23 protein-coding genes are annotated in these 21838 nt (G+C 72.0%); 3 read left to right on the forward strand and 20 right to left on the reverse strand.

Annotation, left to right across the window (positions count from 1 at the left end; all coding sequences use genetic code 11):
• Positions 1 to 44: 44 nt before the first annotated feature.
• The 6 genes from LIU39_RS30155 to LIU39_RS30180 all read right to left on the reverse strand — a co-directional run bounded on the left by LIU39_RS30155 (position 45) and on the right by LIU39_RS30180 (position 3567).
• Positions 45 to 452 (reverse strand): rodlin, encoded by a 408-nt coding sequence (locus LIU39_RS30155; RefSeq protein WP_227050111.1) that lies wholly within the window; start codon positions 450 to 452, stop codon positions 45 to 47.
• Between the two features lie 470 nt (positions 453 to 922).
• A complete protein-coding gene (locus LIU39_RS30160; RefSeq protein WP_227050112.1) occupies positions 923 to 1333 on the reverse strand; it encodes a rodlin in 411 nt (136 codons plus the stop codon).
• A 220-nt stretch (positions 1334 to 1553) separates the two neighbouring features.
• The gene (locus LIU39_RS30165; RefSeq protein WP_227050113.1) at positions 1554 to 1844 is read right to left on the reverse strand and encodes a hypothetical protein; all 291 of its coding nucleotides are present in this window, start codon (positions 1842 to 1844) and stop codon (positions 1554 to 1556) included.
• A 271-nt stretch (positions 1845 to 2115) separates the two neighbouring features.
• Complete coding sequence (locus LIU39_RS30170; protein ID WP_227050143.1) at positions 2116 to 2349, reverse strand: chaplin; 234 nt, start codon at positions 2347 to 2349, stop codon at positions 2116 to 2118.
• 369 nt (positions 2350 to 2718) lie between these two features.
• Positions 2719 to 3129 carry a rodlin gene (locus LIU39_RS30175; protein WP_227050114.1) on the reverse strand — a complete coding sequence of 137 codons (411 nt, stop codon included), beginning with the start codon at positions 3127 to 3129 and terminating at the stop codon, positions 2719 to 2721.
• Positions 3130 to 3381: 252 nt separating this feature from the next.
• Positions 3382 to 3567 (reverse strand): chaplin, encoded by a 186-nt coding sequence (locus LIU39_RS30180; RefSeq protein WP_264483430.1) that lies wholly within the window; start codon positions 3565 to 3567, stop codon positions 3382 to 3384.
• Positions 3568 to 3872: 305 nt separating this feature from the next.
• Between LIU39_RS30180 and LIU39_RS30185 the strand changes: the two genes are divergently transcribed.
• The 3 genes from LIU39_RS30185 (at position 3873) to LIU39_RS30195 (ending at position 7855) form a co-directional block, all read left to right on the forward strand.
• The gene (locus LIU39_RS30185) at positions 3873 to 4991 is read left to right on the forward strand and encodes a winged helix DNA-binding domain-containing protein (RefSeq protein ID WP_227050116.1); all 1119 of its coding nucleotides are present in this window, start codon (positions 3873 to 3875) and stop codon (positions 4989 to 4991) included.
• 120 nt (positions 4992 to 5111) lie between these two features.
• Positions 5112 to 6791: a bifunctional 3'-5' exonuclease/DNA polymerase gene (locus LIU39_RS30190; RefSeq protein ID WP_227050117.1), complete on the forward strand. Its 1680-nt coding sequence runs from the start codon at positions 5112 to 5114 to the stop codon at positions 6789 to 6791.
• 197 nt (positions 6792 to 6988) lie between these two features.
• Positions 6989 to 7855, forward strand: coding sequence for a DeoR/GlpR family DNA-binding transcription regulator (locus tag LIU39_RS30195; RefSeq protein WP_308409433.1), 867 nt, complete (start codon positions 6989 to 6991; stop codon positions 7853 to 7855).
• A gap of 232 nt (positions 7856 to 8087) precedes the next feature.
• On the opposite strand, the gene LIU39_RS30200 is transcribed toward LIU39_RS30195, so the two are convergent.
• The 14 genes from LIU39_RS30200 to LIU39_RS30265 form a co-directional block, all read right to left on the reverse strand.
• Positions 8088 to 8963, reverse strand: coding sequence for a phosphatase PAP2 family protein (locus LIU39_RS30200; RefSeq protein ID WP_227050118.1), 876 nt, complete (start codon positions 8961 to 8963; stop codon positions 8088 to 8090).
• 143 nt (positions 8964 to 9106) lie between these two features.
• Positions 9107 to 10066, reverse strand: coding sequence for a hypothetical protein (locus LIU39_RS30205; RefSeq protein ID WP_227050119.1), 960 nt, complete (start codon positions 10064 to 10066; stop codon positions 9107 to 9109).
• On the reverse strand, positions 10063 to 10404 hold the full coding sequence (locus tag LIU39_RS30210) for a PadR family transcriptional regulator (RefSeq protein ID WP_227050120.1): 342 nt from the start codon (positions 10402 to 10404) through the stop codon (positions 10063 to 10065). Before LIU39_RS30210 ends, LIU39_RS30205 begins: the two co-directional genes overlap by 4 nt.
• Before the next feature lie 290 nt (positions 10405 to 10694).
• Positions 10695 to 11933: an acyltransferase family protein gene (locus LIU39_RS30215; protein ID WP_227050121.1), complete on the reverse strand. Its 1239-nt coding sequence runs from the start codon at positions 11931 to 11933 to the stop codon at positions 10695 to 10697.
• Positions 11934 to 12142: 209 nt separating this feature from the next.
• Entirely contained in the window at positions 12143 to 12982 is an 840-nt protein-coding gene (locus LIU39_RS30220; protein ID WP_227050122.1) for a glycerophosphodiester phosphodiesterase, read from the reverse strand.
• 300 nt (positions 12983 to 13282) lie between these two features.
• On the reverse strand, positions 13283 to 14548 hold the full coding sequence (locus LIU39_RS30225; protein ID WP_227050123.1) for a carboxylesterase family protein: 1266 nt from the start codon (positions 14546 to 14548) through the stop codon (positions 13283 to 13285).
• 159 nt (positions 14549 to 14707) lie between these two features.
• Positions 14708 to 15712: an amidohydrolase family protein gene (locus LIU39_RS30230; protein WP_227050124.1), complete on the reverse strand. Its 1005-nt coding sequence runs from the start codon at positions 15710 to 15712 to the stop codon at positions 14708 to 14710.
• An 8-nt stretch (positions 15713 to 15720) separates the two neighbouring features.
• Positions 15721 to 16245 (reverse strand): 3-hydroxyanthranilate 3,4-dioxygenase, encoded by a 525-nt coding sequence (locus tag LIU39_RS30235; protein ID WP_227050125.1) that lies wholly within the window; start codon positions 16243 to 16245, stop codon positions 15721 to 15723.
• Positions 16242 to 16691: a RidA family protein gene (locus LIU39_RS30240; RefSeq protein WP_227050126.1), complete on the reverse strand. Its 450-nt coding sequence runs from the start codon at positions 16689 to 16691 to the stop codon at positions 16242 to 16244. The genes LIU39_RS30235 and LIU39_RS30240 overlap by 4 nt, the downstream gene beginning before the upstream one ends.
• Positions 16684 to 17499, reverse strand: a complete 816-nt coding sequence (locus tag LIU39_RS30245) for a 2-keto-4-pentenoate hydratase (protein ID WP_227050127.1) — start codon at positions 17497 to 17499, stop codon at positions 16684 to 16686. The genes LIU39_RS30240 and LIU39_RS30245 overlap by 8 nt, the downstream gene beginning before the upstream one ends.
• Entirely contained in the window at positions 17496 to 18557 is a 1062-nt protein-coding gene (gene dmpG, locus LIU39_RS30250; RefSeq protein ID WP_227050128.1) for a 4-hydroxy-2-oxovalerate aldolase, read from the reverse strand. Before dmpG ends, LIU39_RS30245 begins: the two co-directional genes overlap by 4 nt.
• Positions 18554 to 19495, reverse strand: a complete 942-nt coding sequence (locus LIU39_RS30255; protein WP_227050129.1) for an acetaldehyde dehydrogenase (acetylating) — start codon at positions 19493 to 19495, stop codon at positions 18554 to 18556. The genes dmpG and LIU39_RS30255 overlap by 4 nt, the downstream gene beginning before the upstream one ends.
• Positions 19492 to 20349 carry a 2-keto-4-pentenoate hydratase gene (locus LIU39_RS30260; protein ID WP_227050130.1) on the reverse strand — a complete coding sequence of 286 codons (858 nt, stop codon included), beginning with the start codon at positions 20347 to 20349 and terminating at the stop codon, positions 19492 to 19494. Before LIU39_RS30260 ends, LIU39_RS30255 begins: the two co-directional genes overlap by 4 nt.
• A complete protein-coding gene (locus LIU39_RS30265) occupies positions 20346 to 21824 on the reverse strand; it encodes a 2-hydroxymuconic semialdehyde dehydrogenase (RefSeq protein ID WP_227050131.1) in 1479 nt (492 codons plus the stop codon). The genes LIU39_RS30260 and LIU39_RS30265 overlap by 4 nt, the downstream gene beginning before the upstream one ends.
• Positions 21825 to 21838 lie beyond the last annotated feature (14 nt).

The raw sequence follows: 21838 nt of genomic DNA on the forward strand, positions 1-21838 counted from the left end.
GTGTCTGTGGACACGGAGCCGGCCGCTCGGGCACGCGCGGGCCGTCAGTGGTTGCCGACACCGTTCCCGGAGAGCACCGGGATGCCTTCGATGAGGTGCGACAGCGGCTCGTCGCCCTTGGCCTGCGTCGAGTTCTTGGTGCACTGCTGGTTCTGCGGGTTGGCCAGGACGTTGACGTCCTGCACCGTGATCGGCACGAGACCGACCAGCGAACCGACGTCGACCTTCGCCGGCACGCCCAGGCAGAGGTCGTTCAGCGTCCCCTGGACGAGGCCGAGCTGGGTGCTCAGCTTGCCGTGCGTGGTGGAGTTGCCGTACGCGGTCTTGGCACCGTTGCCGTTGACCGTCGTGGTGCCCGAGTCGTTGCCGACCGCGAGCGCCTGCGGGGCGGCCGCAGCCGAGACGCCCACCAGCGACGCCGCGAGGGCGGCACCCGCCATGATCTTCTTCATCGCACAAACCCTTCGATACACGGAGCTTCCGGCACGGAAGCCCTGGTTCAACAACCCGTCAGAGAGCCCCGAGTTCCGGCCGGTCACCCGAACAGATGGAGATCCCCCCACCGAAGAGCCATCACCCTTCGCTCACACGCCCCGCACCCGTACGTACGCGCTCGGGCGCCATACGGGCTCCGTCACACACACACGAGGGGTCTGCGCCGCCGCATCCGGCCGCGCAGACCCCTTGTGCTCCGGCCGGCATGCCCACGCTTCCGCTAACCCCATCGATCCCGCGGACGCATGGGCATACGCCCTCCACACACCGTGCCCAACGAATGACACCGACCACCTCCAGTCACGACCGCATAACAATGCAAGGAAAAGGAATCCGATAGAACCCCGCATTGTCATTGTCCGGGCAGCGAAAAACCCGGGCCGCCCAGAAGAAGGAGGTCTGGGCGGCCCGGGTTCCGTCACACCGGTCAGTGGTTCGCGGTGCCATTCCCCGAGAGCACCGGAATGCGGTCCAGAATGTGCGACAGCGGCTCGTCGCCCTTGGCCTGGGTCGAGTTCTCGGTGCACTGCTGGTTCTGCGGGTTCGACAGAACGTTGAGGTCCTGGACCGTGATCGGCACGAGACCGATGAGCGAGCCGATGTTCGCCTTGGCGGGCAGCCCGATGCAGGGCTTGTTGAGCGAGCCCTGGATGAGACCGATCTGCGGGCTCATGTAGCCGTAGGTCGAGGAGTTGCCGTACGCCTGCATGGCACCGTTGCCGTTGACGGAGGTCGTGCCGTGGTCATTGCCGACCGCCATCGCCTGGGGGGCGGCAGCAGCGGCAATGCCGACGATGGACGCAGCCGCGGCTGCGGTCGCCAGAGCCTTCTTGATCATTGCGTTGTCCTTCGTGTTTCGGGTTGCCCTTGGGACGGGCACCGTGCCCAACTCGGATTATTGGAGCGGGGTTGTGCAGATTCACTCAAATGAGCTTGCGCCCTGACCGTTCTCATTGATCAGGAGGTCCGCCCGAGATAGGGAAGAGGCGATGCGGCGGCCGTCTCGGATATCCGTTACCGGAATTCCCGCACGCCGGCCGCTCGCGCCGCGCAGGGAATTACCGCCCGAGCGGCAGACCGCCGAGCAGCTTGCCGTCCCGGGTGGCCCCCGTGGCGCCACCCAGGAGGTTCTTCGCTCCGGACTCCGCGTGTTCGCCCGCGCCCCTGACCGTGTCGACCAGCGGCCGGATCTGGTGACCGTCCAGCTGCTCGCTGTTCAGCGCGTCCGTGAGGCCGCCGTTGAGGCTCATGGTCGGGGGTGCGGCCGGCCCGGCAGCGAAGGCGGGAGCGGCCGCACCGAGGGCCATCACGGAACCGGCGACAACAGCGGCTGACTTCGCGTACTTCACTTTGGACTGTCCCTTCTCGGGCGGTGCTCGGGAGAGCGCGACACCAGAGCCGCGTGAGCAATCACTTCGCTGCTCGGATCACCGCTTTCCCCCTGGCTAACGAGAACCGCCTCCCGGAGAAACTCTGAAGTTCCCGGTTCTTGGGAACGCCACCCGAAAGGTGCGCCGAGGCCACCGAGCGCCCGTAAGCGGTTCGCAAACCGGCCGGCCTCGGTGCACGGAAAAGGTGCATCGAGGCCGGCCGGGACAACGCGGTTCGAATCGCTTCGAATCAGCCGTTGACGCAGGTGTTGCCGAACGCCGGGTTGAGCAGACCGATGATGTCGATCGTGTTGCCGCAGAGGTTGATCGGCACGTGGATCGGCACCTGGATGGTGTTTCCGGAGATGACACCGGGGGAGTCGTTCGCACTTCCCACGGCACCCGAGTTGGCGAATGCCGGGGTGGCAGCACCCACCGCCATGAGCGTGCCGGCGGCAACTGCTGCGACCTTTGCGTACTTCACTTTCAGCCCTTCCTGCAACGGGTCCGTGGCGGACACGTCCTTCGTGCCGCACGGGCGCGAACCTGCTCGCCCGTAACTCCGCTGCCGATATTGGTAACGATGTGACCTCGCCGACGAAACTCCTGCGGAGAAGTTTTCGGAAAAATCGTCCGATCGATTCAGAAAGTCGTTTCGGCCGATAGTCGGCACACACAGTGCGCGGCCTCGCCGTCAAAGCCACCGCAGGACGTACGAACGAGGGTTTGCCGCATACGAATTCTTGTCGGAGGCGGATCGGACGCTCCGGCACGCGGTTCGCAGCGGGCACCGCACGGCCCGGACCACCGGGAGGAGAGGACCGGGGGTCCGGACCGGCGGCCGACGGCAGGATCAGTGGTTGGCGACGCCGTTGCCGGAGAGCACCGGGATGTCGTCGAGGATGTGCGACAGCGGCTCGTCGCCCTTGGCCTGCGTCGAGTTCTCGGTGCACTGCTGGTTCTGCGGGTTGGCCAGGACGTTGACGTCCTGCACCGTGATCGGCACGAGACCGATCAGCGAGCCGACGTTCGCCTTGAGCGGCAGGCCGATGCAGGGGTTGTTCAGCGTGCCCTGGATCAGCTCCAGCTGCGGGCTCATCTGGCCCTTGGTGGTGGAGTTGCCGTAGGCGGTCTTGGCACCGTTGCCGTTGACCGTGGAGGTGCCGTTGTCGTTGCCGACTGCCATCGCCTGGGGGGCGACCGTCGCCGAGATGCCGACGATGGAGGCGGCTACGGCCGTCGTGGCCAGGACCTTCTTGATCACGATTTACCCTTCTCGAAGCGGAGTGTCCGAATCCGGAGCGCCCTGGTCAACTCGCTTCTGAGGGTGCGGTTTCGCCCATTCACCCGAATGCCTCGAATCCGTAGACACATATCACCGCGTCCAGGCGGCACGGCATCGCGGACCGCGATCCGGCCCGGCACGCAAAAGGCCGGCACGGAGATCGGAGACTCCGTACCGGCCGAAAGCCGTGCGACCCACCCGGGGCAGGCGGCCGCCGCCGCTGGGCGGTGGTCAGCTGTTGACGCAGGTGTTGCCGAAGGCCGGGTTGAGCAGCCCGATGATGTCGATCGAGTTGCCGCAGAGGTTGACCGGCACGTGGACCGGCACCTGGATGACGTTGCCGGAGATGACGCCGGGGGAACCCTTGGCGCCACCCGCAGCGCCCGCGTCGGCGGAGGCGATGCCGGCCCCGCCCATGACGGCGATGCCCGCGGCGGCGGACAGAACGACGGCCTTGGAGACAAACTTCACGGCAAACCTCTTCACTGAGCAGCGTTCAGGACCTGCACGGCGGCATGGAGCGTCGTGCAGCCGCTTGGAGCGACAAGCTGCCCAACGCGTCAGGGCGGGCCAGGTAGCGGCTCATTCGAGTGAACCGAGAGTCTGGTGTGCCATGAGTGGCGACGGGGATATCGGCCCGAGCCTCGGCGGTTCGGGGCGCGGGACGCCGAGGTCCCGTCGCTCGCGGTCGATTGTCAGTGGGCTCGTGTGCAATGGATGTCATGAAGGTGACCCATGCCCAGGTGTGTGCCTGGCGGCTCCGGCAGCAGAGCCTTCTGCCGCGGACGACCGCACCCTTGGCGAGGCTGGTCGGGCAGCTGGCCGGTGTCCAGGCGCAGGTGGCGGCCGCGGCCGAACTGTCCCTGGCCACGCGGCGGAAGACCCCGTCGGACGGCGCCGTGCAGCGCGCGCTCGCGGACCGTTCGCTGATCCGCACCTGGGCGATGCGCGGCACGCTGCATCTGCTGCCCGCGCGGGAGGCGGGGGCCTATCTGGCGCTGCTGGGGGCCGCGCGTACGTGGGAAAAGCCGTCCTGGCAACGGGCGTTCGGGGTGAGTCCGGCGCAACGGGCGGCGCTCGGCGATGCGGTGGACGAGATTCTCGACGGCCGGGTGCTGACCCGCCAGGAGCTGACGGCGGCGGTGCTGGCGCGGCCGGGGCTGGGCGGTCTTGGTGAGCAGCTGTCCTCCGGGTGGGGCGTGCTCCTCAAACCGCTGGCCTGGACGGGGCGGTTGTGCCAGGGGCCACCACAGGGGCAACGGGTGACGTTCACCGCGCCGCGTACGTGGGTGCCGGGATGGCAGGGGGTGCCGGATCCGGAGGAGGCCGCGGCGTCGGTGATTCCCGCGTATCTCGGGGCGCACGGTCCCGCGACGCCGGCGGCCTTCGACGCCTGGCTGTTGCGCGGGGCGGCGCGTAAACCCGTGCTCCGTGGCTGGTTCGCGGCGCTCGGCGACCGGCTGACGGAGGTCGAGGTCGACGGGGCGGGCGGCGCGTATGTGCGCAGTGAGGATGCCGAGGCGCTGGCGGGGACGCGGCCGTCGGATGTGGTGCGGTTGCTCGCCGGTTTCGATCAGTACGTCCTCGGGCCCGGTACGGGCGACACCCGGCTGATCGCGGCGGCGCGGCGCAAGGCGGTGAGCCGGGCCGGGGGCTGGATCTCGCCTGTGGTGGTGCACGCGGGCCGGGTGGCCGGGGTGTGGGAGTTCACGGAGGAGGAGGTGGTGGTGACGCTCTTCGGGGAGCACGGCGTGGTTCCGCGGGCCGGTCTGGAGGCGGAGGCCGCGCATCTGGCGCGTTGCACGGGGCGGGAGCGGCCGCTGCGGGTGCGTATGGAGTGAGACGCCCAGGGGGTGTGGGGGGTGACGGGGTGGTGGCCTCCGGGCGTCCTGGGGTGGCTCGTCGGTGGGTGAAAGTGCTGGTCAGGGGTTTTGTCAGACCCTGGTGGAAGACTCGGGGGCATGAGATGGGCGGTGGCGGAGACGGGCGACGGGGGTGCGCGTCTCTGCCCGCTTGCCCAGGACGGCCGGCCCGCCGGGCCTGTGGTGCGGGAGCCGTCGCTCGCCGATGCGGTCCGGGCCCGTCCCGGGGTCGAGCGGTGGGTCTGGCGTTCCACCGCGGACCTCTACCGACGGCTGCTGGCCGCGGGTGTGCGGGTCGAGCGCTGTTACGACGTCGAGGCCGCCGAGGCGCTGCTGATCGGCTACGAGGAGGGGCAGTCGGGCCAGCCGCATTCGCTGGCCGCCGCGTGGGCGCGGCTGCGCGGCCTGCCGGTGCCGGAGGACGCTCCGGTGCGGGCGGCCGAGACCCAGCCCTCGCTGTTCGAGCCGGGTCCTGTGCCACTGCCGGAGGGCACGGACGAGTTGACCGCGCTGCTGGAGGTGTACGCGGGCCAGGTGGCGCGTACGGGGCGGGCCGGGGAGCCGGAGCGGTTGCGGCTGCTGCTGGCGTCCGAGTCGGCGGGGATGCTGGTCGCGGTGGAGATGGCGCGGGCCGGGGTGCCCTGGCGGGCCGACGTGCACCGTTCGCTGCTGGACGGGCTGCTGGGCGAGCGGTATCCGGGCGGCCTGGAGCCGCGGCGGATGGCGGAGCTGGCGGAGGAGGTGTCGCGGGCGTTCGGTCCGGGGGCCCGGGTGCGCCCCGATCTGCCGAACGACATCATCAGGGCCTTCGCGGGCGCCGGGATTGCGCTTTCCTCGACCCGCAAGTGGGAGTTGCAGGGGCTCGACCACCCGGCGGTGGCGCCGCTCCTGGAGTACAAGGCGCTCTACCGGCTGCACACCGCGCACGGCTGGTCCTGGTTGCAGCAGTGGGTGCACGACGGCAGGTTCCGGCCCGCCTACCTGCCCGGCGGGACGGTGTCCGGGCGCTGGACGGCCAATGGCGGCGGGGCCCTCCAGATCCCGAAGATCATTCGGCAGGCCGTGCGGGCCGATCCCGGGTGGCGTCTTGTGGTCGCCGACGCCGACCAGATGGAGCCGCGGGTGCTGGCCGCCGTCTCGCGGGACCGCGGCCTGATGGAGGTGGCGGGCAGCGGCCGTGATCTGTATGCCGACCTGGCCGCCCGTGCCTTCCGGGGCGACCGGGCGCAGGCCAAGCTCGCGCTGCTCGGCGCCATTTACGGGCAGACGTCCGGTGACGCGCTCAAGCACCTGGCCGACCTGCGCCGCCGTTATCCGGCCGCGGTGGCGTACGTCGACGACGCGGCGCGGGCGGGCGAGGAGGGCAGGCTGGTGCGGACGTGGCTGGGGCGTACATCGCCGCCCGCGTCCGTGGCGCCGCCCGACGAGGCGGGCCTGCCGCAGGAGGAGACGGTGGCCGCGGGGTACGGCAGCAGTGCGGCGGCCCGTGCCCGCGGCCGGTTCACCCGTAACTTCGTCGTCCAGGGCAGCGCCGCCGACTGGGCTCTGCTGGTGCTGGCGGGGCTGCGGCGGACGCTGTCCGAGGCCGGGCTCCGGGCCGAGCTGGTCTTCTTCCAGCACGACGAGGTGATCGTGCACTGCCCGGAGGAGGAGGCGGGGACGGTGGCGGCGGCCATCGCGTCGGCTGCGGACGCGGCGGGGCGGATCGCGTTCGGGGAGACGCCGGTGCGGTTTCCGTTCACGACGGCGGTGGTGGACTGCTATGCGGATGCGAAGTGAGGGGAGGAAGGGAAGGGCGGTGGCCGGCGGCACGGGTGGCGTGGCGGGCGGGTGCGGTGCGGGGAGTGCGCACGCGGGCCGTCGGGGATGCCAGTGCCATGACCTGGGGGTGGTGGCGGGCAGCGCCTAAACTCCCGGAGTAGGGGGCCGGCCGTGCTGTGGGCGGGCCGACATCCGATCCGGAAAGGGACCACGCGTTGACCGACAGCGAAGGGAATCAGACCTCGGTCGCGACCGGGGTCGCGGACGGGCACGCGCCGGCCACGGGCGTCCCGGCGGCGAAGCTGAGCCCCAGGAACCGCCGGAAGCGCATCGCGGACCGGGTGCTGGCCGAGGGCCAGGTGACGATCGAGGAGCTGGTCCAGGAGCTGGGTGTCAGCCAGATGACGGTCCACCGCGACCTGGACACACTGGAGCACCAGGGATGGCTGCGAAAGGTGCGGGGCGGGGCGACGGCCGCGCCGAACGCCCTCTTCGAGTCCAACGCGCGCTGGCGGGGAAATGAGCAGGTGGCGGCGAAGGAAGCCATCTGCGCGGCGGCGCTGGCGATAGCCGAGCCGGGCCAGGCGGTGATCATCGACGACTCCAGTACGGCGCTGCCGCTGGCCCGTACGCTCGCCTCGCGCGGCGCCTACACCGTCATCACCAACTCCCTCCAGGTGATCAACGAGTTGGCGGAGGAGCCCGATATCCGGGTGATCGCGCTGGGCGGCGAGTACCACGCGGCGTTCAACGCCTTCCTCGGGATGTCCACCGCGGATATCGCCCGCAGCTTCCGCGCGGATGTCGCCTTTCTGTCCACCTCCGCCGTCGACAACGGCCACTGCTATCACCAGGCGCAGGAAAACGTCCTGGTCAAGCGGGCGTTGATGGCCGCGGCCCGGCGCCGGGTGCTGCTCGTCGACCACTCGAAGTTCGGCCGCCAGGCCCTCTACGAGCTGGCGCCGCTGGCCGACTTCGATCTCGTCATCTCCGACGAGCTGCTGCCGCAGGAGGAGCAGGACGCGCTGCAATCCCTGGGTGTGCGCTACGAGTTGGCGGCGGAGGGCACGCACCGGCCGTGAGGGACACCTCGCTGGAGCGGGTCACCCGCCGCGGCTGTCTCCTCCGGCCGGTTTCAGCCGTGCGGTCCCGGCCGCCCCGGGGATGCTGGTCTTTCTCGTCGGCAGGCTGCTCCGGACCTCGTCGGCAGGCCGCTCCGGACGCGTCCGGGCGGATCGTCGGGGACGGCGTCGTCGAGCAGCCCGCCAGGACGGCGGCGCCTGAATCCGACGGGATCCAGGCGCCGTTGCGTCGTCAGGAGCGGCGCGGCAGTGCGGGACGGCCCATGGCGGTGAGCCAGAGCAGGGCCGCGCAGATGCACGCGAACGCGGCGAAGACCAGCGGGCGGGCGAACGCGTCGGTCCGTGAGCCTGCCGGTACGGCGCCGGCCACGGCGAGGAACAGGGCCGGCAGGGCGCGCGGGCGGGAGGGCACTTCCGGGGCGACGGACGGCAGCAGGCGGGTGGCCAGGGCGTAGGCGGCGCAGGCCAGCAGCGTGGCGCCGAGCGCGTCGCTGGGCCGGTGCCAGTAGAGGGCCTGGACGGCGGCGGCGGTGACCGCGAGCCAGAGTGCGCCGGCGGCGGCGACGTAGGGGCGGGTGCGCGGGGACGCGATGAGCAGGGCGCCGGCGACCAGTCCTGCGGCGATGGCGACGTGGCCGCTGGGGAAGCTCGCCTCGACGAGGTTCTGGGGGGCGTGTGACAGGTCGGGGCGGGGCAGGACCATCTTGTTCAGGACCTCGGCCGCTCCGAGCGTGGCCACCGCGACCGCGACGGCGGCGACACCCGCGAGCCGGCGCCTGCGCACCACGGCGACCACCGCGATCAGCACGATGCCCACGATGAGGGTGGCGTGCTCCGCCGTCAGCGGCGGTGGGCCCAGCGACTGGGCCCACCGGAAGATCCGGGCGTCGTCGGCGTAGCCGACCACCAGGGAGTTCTCCGCCCGCTGCCCGAATGGTGTGCACACCGCGAGCAGGTAGACGGCCACGAAGGCGAGGAGGAACAGTGCGGCCGGGCGCAGGCGCGTCAGGTGGCCGAGGGGCCCTGCCGTCCCGGCGAGGGCGGCGGGCGCGGCGGTCGCGGGGTCCGGCCGGGATTCCCGTACGTCCGTGTGGTCGTGGTGGTTCATGGCCTTCTCGTTCCGTCGGCGCTCTGTCGGCGGGGCGCCGGTGTGGCGGGGGGTGGATCGGCAGCGTGCCCCGGTGGGCGTGCGGCGACACGGGCCACGGGGTGGCGCGCGATGTGCCCCCGGCCACGGGCCGGGGGCTGCCGCTATCCGATCCGCGGGCTGCTGCGCCGGGTCTGTGCGGCGGCGACCAGGACCGGGAGTGCGGCGAACAGGACGAGGACGAGGGCGGCTTCCGATATATGCCGGATGTCCAGGGGCATCGCCGAGGTGAGGAGCGCGTGCGCGCGCAGCAGCACGAACGTGGCGACGGGGATCGTCCACCGGAAGTCGCCCGTGGTGGTCGTCGCCCACCAGGCGGCGAGCAGCGCGAGGACTTCGACCAGGAGCTGGGCGCGCTGGAACCACGGATCGTAGGAGGCGATGCGCAGCGCACCGGCCACGAACATGGCGAGGACGACGGGGACCAGCCAGCCGTAGGAGCGGCGGCGCAGCCGCTGCGGGCGGCGGAGGGCCAGCACCGCGCAGGCGGCGCACAGCGTCACCGACAGGGCGAGGTCGCCGGCCCTGATCGGGGCGGCGAGGCCGTAGTAGCCGACGCCTACGACACCCTCGTCGCCGAAGAGCGTCGAACTGCCGAGCGTGGCACCGGCGTAGATCATCAGCGCCGAGGCCGGCAGGGCGACCCACGGCTTGCCGCGCAGCAGCGCCACCAGGGCGATCAGCGGAAGCAGTCCGTAGGGCAGCATCCGCGTGGGGGTGCCGGGACCCTGCGCCCACGGGTACCAGCCGGCGTGATGGAAGCCGACGGCGTTGCCGGGCTCGATGCGCAGTGCCCAGTCCCACACGTCCTGGAGGTACGGCATCAGGGCCAGTGCGGCGAGGACGAGGGCTGCCAGGTGGATGCCGTCCAGCCACCACGGCCTGGTCGTGTCCTCGGCTGCGCCACGGGCGTGCGCCTGCACCCCGCCGCGCAGCAGGGCGACGGTCTCGCGGGGCGGCGGCCAGCTGCGGCCGGGGTGTGCCTCGGCGAGGCAGCCGAGCAGCTCGTCCCCGTGCTGGTCGCGGTAGGTCTTGGGGTAGGCGGCGAGCAGCAGACGGTTCATGCCGGGGCCGCCCCGAGGCCCCTGCGGCGTCCGGTGACGATGGCCGCGGCCTGTTGCATGCGTAGCGCCTCCTGCTCCAGCGTGTCGGTGCCGTCCTGGGTGAGCCGGTAGTAGCGGCGCTGCCGCCCGTCCACCACTTCTTCGTGGTCGGCGGTCACCAGGCCGGACTTCTCCATCCGCTCCAGCGCTCCGTACAGGGTGCCGACGGCGAGTTTGAGCCGTCCGTCGGTGGCCTGTTCGGTGGCTTTGATGACGCCGTAGCCGTGCAGCGGCCCGTCCAGGAGGGCGGCGAGGATGAAGTACTGCGGTTCGGTCAGGATCGGCTGCCGTTTCCTCATGGGCGGAAGCATATATCGGCACTCGAAGTATGCCCCACCCTGGGGCCGCCCGGAGGATGTCGACTGTGCGACATCGCGGCGCAGGGCGCGGGCCGTTTCCAGCGCGGCCAGGCCGTCGGCCGCCTCGCCGACCACCTCGACTGTCCTGCTGGACCTCCAGGATCCGCCGCGGGCCCCGGCGCACCGTCTCCTGGTCGTCAGCGATCAGCACCCGAATCGTCACGGTGCACCGTGCCGTCACGCGGCCCGCCGCCGCCTCCGGGAGATGACGCGGCCGGGCGGTTACGGGCTCAGTTCCTGCCGCGCGCCACTCCCACCGGGTCCTTCTTGAAGGCCCAGGCCATCTTGGGCTCCATCGCCCAGCGGAAGGCCCGTTGCACCGGTGGGGTGCAGAGCAGCGTGATGACGGTGCCCGCGATGAGCGTCAGCAGGACGGCGCCCCACGGTGTGTGCACCCACGGGGTGTCGTACCAGTGCCAGAAGCGGGAGCCCTTGGCGAGGAAGCCGTGCAGCAGGTAGCCGTAGAGGGTGCCCGCGCCGAGTGCGGTGCACCACATCGTGCGGCCCGGCACCCAGGCGAAGAAGCACGCCACGAGCACCAGCGAGCAGCCGAACAGGGCGAGCGTCATCACGACGCCGCTCCACCACGGGGCGCCGAGTTCCTGGGCACTGTCGCGGTGGTAGAACCACGCGGAGTTCATCCGCGGCGCGGCCCAGTACGCGAAGAGCAGGGCGGCGGCCATGATCGGCACAGCCGCGATCCGGGCCTGCCGGCGCCTGACGAGCTTGAAGTGCTCGGGCCGCAGGCACAGGCCGATCACGAAGAACGGCAGGAATTGCAGGACCCGTTGGAGGTCCAGGTCGTCGCCGATCTCCGGTGAGACGGAGGCCAGCACGGCGATGGTCAGCGCCAGCGGGACCGGCCAGCGCACGATCTTCCACAGCGGTGTGGTCAGCCGCCAGATGAACAGGGCGATCAGGAACCACGTCAGGTACCAGGGGTCCAGGAGGCTGATCGGATAGCCGGGGTCGTCGTCCGCCCACCGCTTGAAGAGCGTGTACGCCGTCTCGAAGAGGATGTACGGGACGGCGACGCCGGTGATCAGCCGCTGGAGGCGGTCCTTGCGCATGTCGAAACTGCGCGAGAAATAGCCCGAGATGATGATGAACGCCGGCATGTGGAAGGCGTAGACGGTGATGTAGAGCGCGGCGGCCGAGCGGCTGCCGTCCCGCAGCGGTTCCCAGCAATGGCCCATCGCCACCAGCACGATGGCGAAGTATTTCGCGTTGTCGAAGAACGCGTCGCGCTGCTTGGCCTTCGGCTGCCCCGCGCCGGCCTTCGGTGCGCCACTCCCGGAGGTGGCGGTGGGGGCCCTGGTGGTGACCGTCGCCGTGGCCGTGCCGCCCGTGCCCGTGTTCTGCCGGCCCTGCCGCCCCTCCGGCCACGCCAGGTTCAGCGTCTCGTCCGAGACCTGCTGCGGGGGAAGGGGAACCCGCCGGTCGCCGTGCGCCTGTGCATCGTTCGTCAAGGGCCCTCCCGGAACGAACCCAGAGGAGGAGTGGGACGCCGGATCTCACGGGGTGCCAAAACGGAACCCATAAGCCAAATCCTGCGTCTTAGTTCTTTTGCGGGGAGCATGGCGGCATCGAACATCCCAGGCACCTTAGCCGTGGCGCGGGAATCCCGTAAATCCCTGCCGGATACGGCCCTTGCCCAGAAGTGACGGCTCCGGGAAGGTTACGCGACGACACCCTCTATGCCGCGCGCCGCGGCGGCCGGCGCCCCGGCGTCCGCCCCCGAGCCCCAGGCGTAGATCTCCAGAGGTCTGCCGTGCGGTCCGCGCAGCCGGTGCACGGCGGCGACCCAGGCCGGACGGGCCTGCGCCATCGGGGGGTTGATCTCGTCGGCGAACCGGGCGTAGCGCGCGAGGTCACGCACCCGCGGCGCTCCCAGGACGCCGGTACGCACCTGCGGCACCAGCGCGTGGACGGTCCGCACGCACGGCACGCAGAAGCTCTGGACGACCAGCCTGCGGCCGGTGTGCGCGCGGTCCAGCCAGCCCTCCTTGCGGAGCAGGGCGACGGTCTGCGCCTCGATGCCCGGGTAGCGCGCGGGGGTTTTCAGCTCAAGCAGCAGCGCCTGGCCGTTGCGCTCCAGCCGCCGCAGATAGCCGGTGAGGGTCGGCACCCGCTCCCCCGCGAACCGCTTCCCGAACCAGCTTCCGGCGTCCAGGCGGGCAATGTCGGCCGCCGTGAAATCGCCCACCCGCCAGGGCGCACGGCCGGGGAAGAGCGTCGCCGCGTCCGTCGTCCGCCGCAGCGTCGCGTCGTGCATCACGATCAGCTGCCCGTCCTTGGTGCGCTGCACGTCGTTCTCGACCCAGACGCGGCCGAGCCGGTGCGCCGCGTCCACCGCGGCGAGGGTGTTCTCGGGCGCGCGGTGTGCCGCTCCCCGGTGCGCTATGACCAGCGGCGCGGCGGCCGTGGCCGGTTTCCCGGGGGCCCCGGCTGCCGTGGCCACGGCGGTCGCGGCCAGCGCGGTGGCGCCGATGGCCAGCCGTATCGGTAGGCGCGGCATGGGGCCTCCAGGTGGTTCGCCCGCAGGGGGAAGGACCCACGGCGGACGGCCCCTCGGATGCGTCGGCCCCTCCCACGGCGGAAGGCGGCACTCCACCGAAGATCACCCGATCCGGGCACCCCCGCTATCCGGACACCGCCATCCGGGCGCCCGCCGCCGCACGCGTGCGGGTGGCCCTGGTCCTGGTCAGAGACCGGGGCCACCCGGTGGCCTGGCCGCCCCACGGGGGCGGGGGCGGCCCGGCCGGATCCGGTGCCGGTCCACGGGGACCGGCACCGGTGGCTGTCGTCCGCGGCCCGGTCAGTCCACGGGGCCGCGGAGCGCCTGCTGGGTGAGTGGGTCCGGGCCCTCGCCCCACCGCACCGGATATCCGGCGGTCGGTGCGGGATCGACCTGCCCGGTGCGGGCGAAGGCGGCCCAGGTGGCGCGCAGTGCCCGGCCGAAGGCGTCGACCTCGCTCCACGGGACGGTGCCGAGCATCGGCGAGCCCCGCCAGGCGGCCTCGTCGCCCAGCAGCAAAGGGAGTTCGAGGCAGTGGGTGGCGCCGTAGGCGGAGCCGTCGGGGGCCCAGTCCAGGCGGTAGGTGTGCAGCCGGGCACCGGCCGCGCAGGCCCAGCGGGCGAACTCGGCGACCGGGCGGGTGAACGCCTCCGCTTCGGCGGCGCGGGCCGCTTCCGGGGGCAGGCCGAAGGCGGTCAGCTCCTCCCGGGTCCAGCCGACCAGCAGGTCGATGCCGTCGAGCCCGGCGGCGGGCGGCTCGGCGGGCACCGGCTGCACGCCGAGCACCGGCCCGAACGGCGGCGTCACGCGGCTGCCGGTCCGCTCGGCGATGTGCTCGGCGGTGGCCGACCGCGCCCCGAGCAGTTCGTCGAAGGTGGCGGTGAGCGGATCGACGGCGAGCGCGTCGGCGAAGAACGTGCCCTGTTCCGCGGCCTGTTGGGGCAGGGTGGTGGCCAGTTCGAGTACCGGGCTCTGCAGGATCGCCCGCCGCAGCAGCCGGGGCGTCTCGGGGTGGCGGAGCAGCAGGGCCAGCGAGATGGCGCCGGCGGACTGGCCCGAGACGGTGACGTTGTCCGGGTCGCCGCCGTGCCGGGCGATGTTCTCCTGCACCCAGCGCAGCGCCTCCAGTTGGTCGAGCAGGCCGAGGTTGCCTTCGCTGACGTCCTGGTGCCGCAGGAAGCCGAGCGGGCCGAGCCGGTAGCCGGCGCTGACCACGACCAGGCCGCACTCCGCGCTCAGCCGGGAGCCCTCGTACCAGTCGAGGAGCCCCGAGCCGCTGGAGAAGCCGCCGCCGTGGAAGAAGACCAGGACCGGGCGGGGCGGGGCCGGTGCGGCGGGTGCGGTGATCCGGAGGCTGAGGCAGTCCTCGCCCTGCGGGTGCACGTCGTAGGGGGCGCCCATCACCGCGTCCAGCCGGGAGGGCGGCTGCGGGCAGATCTCGCCGCTCGCCGCTTCGTCCGACCCGGCGGGGGTGCGGTGCGGCGGCCGGAAGCGGGCGGCGGTGGCGTAGCGGATCGGGCCCGTGCGCCGCACGGCGGCGGCTTCGTTCGGTGCGTCCTTGGCCACAGGAACTCCTTCGGTCCGGCTGACGGGGTGGCGGGGCGGCCGCCGGTGGAGCGGCGGCCGCCCGGTGCCGGGTGCCTCACGTCGGGGCGCAGGGCGTGCCGTCATTCTTGCCCTCCGCCCGAACGGCGAGCCAGGGGAAACGGCACCCCTCCTGCGCCCTCAGTCCTCCGGCAGCCCCAGGAAGCGCTGCGCGTTGCCGCCGAGCAGCGCGGCCCTGTCCTGGTCGCTCAGGAAGTCCGCGCGGTGCACGACGGCGCCGGCGGGGCGTTCGCCGAGCGGGTAGGGGTAGTCGCTGCCGACCATCACCTGGGAGGCGCCGAGGGTGTCCACGAGGGTGCGCAGCGCGGCCGGTTCGAAGACGACCGAGTCGACGGAGAACCGGTCGAGGTACTTCGACGGCGGCAGCTGGGAGGTGGCGATGACGTCGGCGCGCTGGTGCCAGGCGTTCTCCAGCCGGCCCAGCCAGAAGGCGAACGAGCCGCCGCCGTGCGCGAAGCAGATCTTCAGCGAAGGCGGCACCCGGTCGAAGACGCCGCCGAGTATCAGGGCGAGCACCGACAGGTGCGTCTCGGCCGGCATACCGGTCAGCCACTGGGCCATCCACCGGTCCAGGCGCGGCGAGTTCGGCATGTCCCAGGGGTGCACGAAGACCGGCGCGCCGCGTTCCGCGCAGTGCTGGAGGAACATCACCACACCCTCGTCGTCGAGGTCGCGGTCGCCGACGTGGTTGCCGATCTCCACGCCGTGGTGCCCGTTGTCCAGGCACCTGTCGAGTTCCCGGCAGGCGGCTTCCGGGTCCTGGAGCGGGACCTGCGCGAAGGGCAGCAGCCGGTCCGGTGCGGGGGCGCAGATCTCCAGGGCGAGGTCGTTGAAGATCCGCGCGGTCCTGACGGCCTGGTCGGCGGGGCGCGCGTAGGAGAAGAACACCGGTGTGGGCGAGACGACCTGGAGGTCGATGCCGTCGGCGTCCATGTCGGCGAGCCGGGTGGCGGCGTCCCAGCAGTCGGCACCGATCCGGCGGAACTCCCGGGAGCCCACCATGATCATGGCTTCCCGTTCGGACGTGGCGCGCAGCCAGGGCCAGTCCCCCGCGGGGCCCGCCGCCTTCGCCAGGTCGGGCCAGGCACGGGGGACGTAGTGGGTGTGGACGTCTATGTGTCTCATGGTGGTGTTCAGCCCTTGCCGGGGTGCAGCGTGCCGCAGGCGCGGCAGGTGCGCGCCCGCTCGTTGTCGTAGAAGCTCTCGAAGACCGGGGGCAGGTCGGTGACGATGTCGCGCACCTGGAGTTCCTCGGCGTGGATCAGCGCGTCGCATCCGGGGCAGTACCACTGGAAGCTCTCCAGCGTGCCCTCCTCCCGGATCCGCTCGATGACCAGGCCGATCGAGCCGGCCTCGGGGCGCTGCGGGGAGTGCGGGACGTTGCCCGGCAGCAGGAACATCTCGCCCTCGCGGACGTCGATGCGCTGCGGCCCTTCGTCGGTCATGACGTTGACGTGCATCGCGCCCTTGACCTGGTAGAACCACTCCTCGTACGGGTCGAGGTGGAAGTCGGTGCGCTGGTTGGGGCCGCCGACGACCTGCACGATGAAGTCGCTGACACCGTCCCAGATCTGACGGTTGTTCACCGGCGGCTTCAGCTCTTCGGCGTGCGCGTCCACCCACTGCGCGAAGTTGATGACCGGGGGAAGACTCATCATTGACCGTCCCTTCCACTGTCCTCGGCTGAGTTGCCGTCGTTCCTGCGGGCGATGCCCTGGATCTCGATGAGGAGGTGCGGGTGCGGGAGCTGGTGCACGGCGACGGTGGTCCGGGTGGGGCCGCTCTCGTCGAAATACTCGGCCCAGACCTCGTTGTAGCCCGCGAAGTCGTTCATGTTCACCAGGTACGTGGTGACCTGCACGAGGTCGTCGAGCCCCGCCCCTGCCGCGGCCAGCACCTCGCGGACGTTCTCCAGGACGGCCCGGGTCTGCACCCGGATGTCGAGGGTGGTGGCGCCCATGTGGTCGGCGGCCGCGCCCGCGATCGTGTTGTCCGGCCTGCGGCTGCTGGTGCCCGAGAGGAAGACCAGCTCACCGGCGGCCTTGACGTGCGGGAAGCGTCCGCGCGGTGTCGCCTTGCCGGGGACGACGATGCCGTCACTCATCGGTGGCCTCCCCGACGGTGAAGCCCGCCCTGCCGAGCCCGGTCACGGTCGCCTCGACCGACGTGCCGGGGGTCAGCGCGACGGCCGGGGTCGCGGCACCGGCCAGCAGGACGGTCCCGGCCCGCAGGGTGTGCCCCTGGACGCGTGCCATCCGTACGGCGGCGTGCACGGCGCGCAGCGGGTGGCCGAGGATCGCGGCGGTGGAGCCGGTCTCGGCGGTCCGCCCGTCGATCTCCAGGCGCACGCCGCGGTTGGCGAGGTCACCGGCGTCGGCGAGCCGGGTCCACGGGCCGAGGACGTAGCCGCTGGCCGAGGTGTTGTCGGCGACGACGTCCTGGAGGGTGAAGCGGAAGTCGCGGTAGCGGCTGTCGATCACCTCAAGGGCCGGGGCCACCGCGTCGACGGCGCTCTCCGGGTCGAGGTCGTCACCGGGTCCGATGTCGGTGCCGAGCCGGAAGGCGACCTCGGGTTCCACCCGCGGGTGCACGTACCGGCCGAGCGCGATGCGGCCGCCGTCCGCGATCCGCATGCCGTCGGTGAGCCGTCCGAAGATGACGTCGAAGACGCCCATCTGCGCGGCCTTCGTGCGGCTGGTGAAGCCGAGCTTGACGCCGCTGATCCGCTCGCCGCGGGCCAGCCTGCGGCCGATCAGCAGCCGCTGGATGCGGTACGCCTCGTCCAGCGTCAGCGCGCCGGACGAGGTGAGCTGGGGTACCGGTTCGGCGCTGACGGCCGCGGTGTCGAGCAGCCCGGCGGCGCTGTCGTGGACCGCGGCGTTGCGGGCGGCCGGGGAGTGTGCGGTGGTCATGCTGCGCCTTCCTCACGCGCGGCGGCCAGATCCAGCGCCACGTCGACGATCATGTCTTCCTGGCCGCCGACCATGTGCCGCCTGCCGACCTCAAGGAGCAGCTCGCGCACGTCGAGGCCGTAGCGGGCGGCGGCCCGTTCGGCGTGCAGCAGGAAGCTGGAGTACACGCCCGCGTAGCCGAGGGTGAGGGTTTCCCTGTCGACCCGGACCGGCCGCTTCTGGAGCGGGCGGATCAGGTCTTCGGCGGCGTCCTGGAGGGCGAACAGGTCGCAGCCGTGCCGCCAGCCGAGCAGGTTGGCGACGGCGACGAACGCCTCGATGGGGCAGTTGCCGGCGCCCGCGCCCTGGCCCGCGAGGGAGGCGTCCACCCGCGTCACGCCGTTCTCGACGGCGACCACGCTGTTGGCGACCGACAGCGAGAGGTTCTCGTGGGCGTGGATGCCGATCTCGGTGCCCGGGTCGAGGACGTCACGGTAGGCCCGCACCCGCGCGGCGACGTCGGGCATGGTCAGCCGGCCGCCGGAGTCGGTGACGTAGACGCAGTGTGCGCCGTAACTCTCCATCAGGGCCGCCTGCCCGGCCAGCCCCGCCGGGTCGTTGAGGTGGCTCATCATCAGGAAGCCGGCCACGTCCATGCCGTGCTCGCGGGCCCAGGCGATGTGCTGGGCGGCGACGTCGGCCTCGGTGCAGTGGGTCGCGACCCGGACGCTGCGCACCCCCGCGGCGTGCGCCTGGCGCAGGTCATCGATGGTGCCGATGCCGGGCAGGATCAGGGTGGTCAGCCGGGCTTTGCGGACGACGGACGCGGCGGCCTCGATCCACTCCAGGTCGGTGCGGGCGCCGTGCCCGTAGGTGACGCTGGATCCTGACAGGCCGTCGCCGTGCGCCACTTCGATGGCGTCGACGCCGGCCGCGTCCAGCGCGCAGGCGATGGAGCGGACCTGGTCCGCGGTGTAGCGGTGCCCCACGGCGTGCATGCCGTCCCGCAGGGTGACGTCCTGGACGAAGACGGACCTGCCGCCTTCGCCGTGCGGCGTCCCGTCGGTCTGGGTACTCATCGGGTGGCTGCTCCTTCCCGCTCTCCGGCGACCAGGCGTTCGGCGGTGCGCAGGGCGGCGGAGGTCATGATGTCGAGGTTTCCCGCGTAGTCGGGCAGGTAGTGGCCGGCGCCGGTGACCTCAAGGAACACCGAGACCTTGGTGCCACGGAAGGCGCGCCCGATGCCGGGTACGAAGGGCTCGTCGACCGGGTCGAACTGCACGTCCTGCTTGAGGCGGTAGCCGGGTACGTACTCACGGACCGCGTCGGCCATGGCGGCCACCGAGCGCCGGATCGCCTCCTGCCGCTCGTGGTCGGCCGTCTCGATCAGGCAGAAGACGGTGTCCCGCATCACCAGCGGCGGCTCGGCGGGGTTGAGGACGATGATCGCCTTGCCGCGTTCCGCGCCGCCGACCTGCTCGATGGCGGCGGCGGTGGTCTCGGTGAACTCGTCGATGTTGGCGCGGGTTCCGGGCCCCGCCGAGCGCGAGGCGATGGACGCCACGATCTCCGCGTACCGGACCGGCGCCACCCGTGAGACGGCCGCGACGACCGGGACGGTGGCCTGCCCGCCGCAGGTGACCATGTTGACGTTGTCCGCACCGGGGTGCGCGTCGAGATTGACCGGCGGCACCACGTACGGGCCGACGGCGGCAGGGGTGAGGTCCACCATCAGCTTGCCGTGCGCTTTCACCACCGCGTAGTTGTGCCGGTGTGCGGCGGCCGACGTGGCGTCGAAAACGACCGCGACCTCCGCGAACTCCGGCAGTGCCAGCAGCCCTTCGACGCCTTCGTGGGTGGTGGCGACGCCCAGCCTGCGGGCCCTGGCGAGCCCGTCGGACTCCGGGTCGACGCCCGCCATGGCGGCCACGTGCAGGGTCTGCGAGAGCCGCTTGACCTTGAACAGCAGATCGGTGCCGATGTTGCCGGACCCGATGATCGCTACGGCGCGTGTCATGCCGCGGCTCCTTCCTGAACGTCCCGGGTGCCCCGGATGAAGTCGGCGTGGACCTCGCCGAGCCCGTCGAGCCGGGCGCGGAAGACGCCGGGCCCTGTGACCGGGACCATCGGGCCGAGCGCCCCGGACAGCACGGTTTCGCCGGCCCGCAACGGTGCGCCCCGGCGGGCCGCCTCGCGGGCCAGCCAGACCACGGCGGCCACCGGAGTGCCCAGGCAGGCGGCCCCCGATCCGGTGGAGACGATCTCGCCGCGGTGATCGAGCGCCATGCCCAGGCCCGGCAGGTCGACGGCGGACAGCGGGCGCGGGGTGGTGCCGAGGACCAGGGCGCCGCTGGAGGCGTTGTCGGCGACGGTGTCGGTGATCCGGATGTCCCAGCCGGCCACCCGCGAGTCGACGATCTCCAGGGCCGGCAGCAGGAAGTCGGTCGCCCGGATCACCTCGGCCGCCGTGACCGCCTCGTCGTCCAGGTCGCGGCCGATGACGAAGGCGACCTCCGCCTCGATCCGCGGCTGGAGGAAGCGGCCGAGGTCCACGGGCTCACGGTCGGTGAGCACCATGTCGTCGAGCAGCACGCCGTAGTCGGGCGTGAAGACCCCGAACTGCCGCTGCACGGAAGGCGAGGTGAGCCCGATCTTGCGGCCGACCCGGCGCGCCCCGGCCGCCAGCCGGTCCGCGAGCACGGCGCTCTGCACGGCGTACGCGGCGTCCTGGTCGGTGTCGCCGATCAGGTCACGGACGGGGGCACAGGGAGTCCTGGCGACGGCCGCCGCCCGCAGGCGTTCGGCCGCGGCGGCCTGCTCAGGGGTGAGGTCGCGGGCCGCGGGCCCGGCGCCCGGTTCGGTGGTGTTCACAGCTGCACGCACACATTCGTCGGCTCGGAGTAGAAGTGGAGGGAGTGCGTGCCGCCCTCGCGGCCGATGCCGGACAGGCCGGTGCCGCCGAAGGGGGACCGCAGGTCGCGCAGGAACCAGGTGTTGACCCAGGCCATGCCGGTGCGCATCTGCTGGGCGACCCGGTGGCCGCGGTCCAGGTCGCTGGTCCACACGCAGGAGGCGAGGCCGTACGGCGAGTCGTTGGCCAGCCGGACGCCCTCTTCCTCGGTGTCGAACGGGATGAGTCCTGCGACCGGCCCGAAGACCTCCTCGCGCATGGTCCGGTCGGTGTGCGCGAGGCCGGTCCACAGCGTCGGCTCGATCCAGGAACCGCCGGCCAGGTCGGGCCCGAGGTCGGGGATGCCGCCGCCGGCCAGCACCTCCGCGCCTTCCTTCCGGGCGAGTTCGAAGTACGAGAGGACCTTCTCGCGGTGCGCCTGGGAGATCAGCGGACCGGTGGTGGTCGCCGGGTCGTCGGGGCGTCCCGGCCGCAGGGCGCGGGCGCGCTCGGCGAGCCCGGCGGCGATCTCGTCGAAGACCGGCCGCTGGATGTAGACCCGCTCGGTGCACAGGCAGACCTGCCCGGTGTTGGTGAAGACGGACCGGGCGAGCCCGTCCACCGCCCGCTCGATGTCGGTGTCGGCGAACACCAACGCGGCGTTCTTGCCGCCCAGTTCGAAGGAGACGGGCCGCACCCGCGGCGCCACCGCGCGCATGATCGCCGAGCCGGTCGCGGACTCGCCGGTGAAGGTCACCCCGTCCACGTCCGGGTGCTCGGTCAGGAACCCGCCCGCCGACTCGGGGCCGAAGCCGTGCACCACGTTGCACACCCCGTTCGGCAGCCCGGCCTCCTGGAGGATCTCGGCGAGCAGCGTGGCCGAGGACGGGGTCTCTTCCGACGGCTTGACGACGACGGTGTTCCCGCAGGCCAGGGCCGGGGCGAGCTTCCAGGTCAGGAGCAGCAGCGGCAGGTTCCAGGGCACGATGACGGCGACCACGCCGAGCGGCTTGCGGACCGCGTAGTTCAGCGCCTTGCGGCCGCCGGGGAGTTCGGTGAGGAAGGAGTCCAGGCCGGTGGCGGAGACCGTGTCGGCGAAGGCACGGAAGTTCGCGGCGGCGCGCGCCACGTCGAGTTCCTTGGCCATCGCGACCGGCTTGCCCGTGTCGGCCACCTCGGCCGCCACCAGCTCGTCGAAGCGGTTCTCGATGCCGTCGGCGATCCGCCGCAGCAACTGGGCGCGTTCGGGGACGGTGGTGCTGCCCCAGGGTCCGTCGAGCGCACGGCGCGCGGCGCGGACGGCGACGTCGACCAGGACCTGATCCGCCTCGTGGACCCGTCCTATGAGCGAACCGTCCACCGGGCTGATCTTGTCGAAGGTGTGCACGCCGTCCACCGGGGCGCCGTCCACGAAGTTCCGGATCTCCCGCACGGGGAGCGAGTTGCTGCGGCTCATGTCAGCGAGGCTAG

The sequence above is a fragment of the Streptomyces pinistramenti genome, from assembly GCF_020564935.1.
GTDB classification, from domain to species: domain Bacteria; phylum Actinomycetota; class Actinomycetes; order Streptomycetales; family Streptomycetaceae; genus Streptomyces; species Streptomyces pinistramenti.

Excerpts from the sequence above, each read along its gene's own strand:
- LIU39_RS30155 (WP_227050111.1), bottom strand. The coding sequence starts at position 452 with ATGAAGAAGATCATGGCGGGTGCCGCCCTCGCGGCGTCGCTGGTGGGC.
- LIU39_RS30160 (WP_227050112.1), bottom strand. The coding sequence starts at position 1,333 with ATGATCAAGAAGGCTCTGGCGACCGCAGCCGCGGCTGCGTCCATCGTC.
- LIU39_RS30180 (WP_264483430.1), bottom strand. The coding sequence starts at position 3,567 with ATGGGCGGGGCCGGCATCGCCTCCGCCGACGCGGGCGCTGCGGGTGGC.
- LIU39_RS30185 (WP_227050116.1), top strand. The coding sequence starts at position 3,873 with ATGAAGGTGACCCATGCCCAGGTGTGTGCCTGGCGGCTCCGGCAGCAG.
- LIU39_RS30190 (WP_227050117.1), top strand. The coding sequence starts at position 5,112 with ATGAGATGGGCGGTGGCGGAGACGGGCGACGGGGGTGCGCGTCTCTGC.
- LIU39_RS30200 (WP_227050118.1), bottom strand. The coding sequence starts at position 8,963 with ATGAACCACCACGACCACACGGACGTACGGGAATCCCGGCCGGACCCC.
- LIU39_RS30205 (WP_227050119.1), bottom strand. The coding sequence starts at position 10,066 with ATGAACCGTCTGCTGCTCGCCGCCTACCCCAAGACCTACCGCGACCAG.
- LIU39_RS30210 (WP_227050120.1), bottom strand. The coding sequence starts at position 10,404 with ATGAGGAAACGGCAGCCGATCCTGACCGAACCGCAGTACTTCATCCTC.
- LIU39_RS30220 (WP_227050122.1), bottom strand. The coding sequence starts at position 12,982 with ATGCCGCGCCTACCGATACGGCTGGCCATCGGCGCCACCGCGCTGGCC.
- LIU39_RS30230 (WP_227050124.1), bottom strand. The coding sequence starts at position 15,712 with ATGAGACACATAGACGTCCACACCCACTACGTCCCCCGTGCCTGGCCC.
- LIU39_RS30235 (WP_227050125.1), bottom strand. The coding sequence starts at position 16,245 with ATGATGAGTCTTCCCCCGGTCATCAACTTCGCGCAGTGGGTGGACGCG.
- LIU39_RS30240 (WP_227050126.1), bottom strand. The coding sequence starts at position 16,691 with ATGAGTGACGGCATCGTCGTCCCCGGCAAGGCGACACCGCGCGGACGC.
- LIU39_RS30245 (WP_227050127.1), bottom strand. The coding sequence starts at position 17,499 with ATGACCACCGCACACTCCCCGGCCGCCCGCAACGCCGCGGTCCACGAC.
- dmpG (WP_227050128.1), bottom strand. The coding sequence starts at position 18,557 with ATGAGTACCCAGACCGACGGGACGCCGCACGGCGAAGGCGGCAGGTCC.
- LIU39_RS30255 (WP_227050129.1), bottom strand. The coding sequence starts at position 19,495 with ATGACACGCGCCGTAGCGATCATCGGGTCCGGCAACATCGGCACCGAT.
- LIU39_RS30265 (WP_227050131.1), bottom strand. The coding sequence starts at position 21,824 with ATGAGCCGCAGCAACTCGCTCCCCGTGCGGGAGATCCGGAACTTCGTG.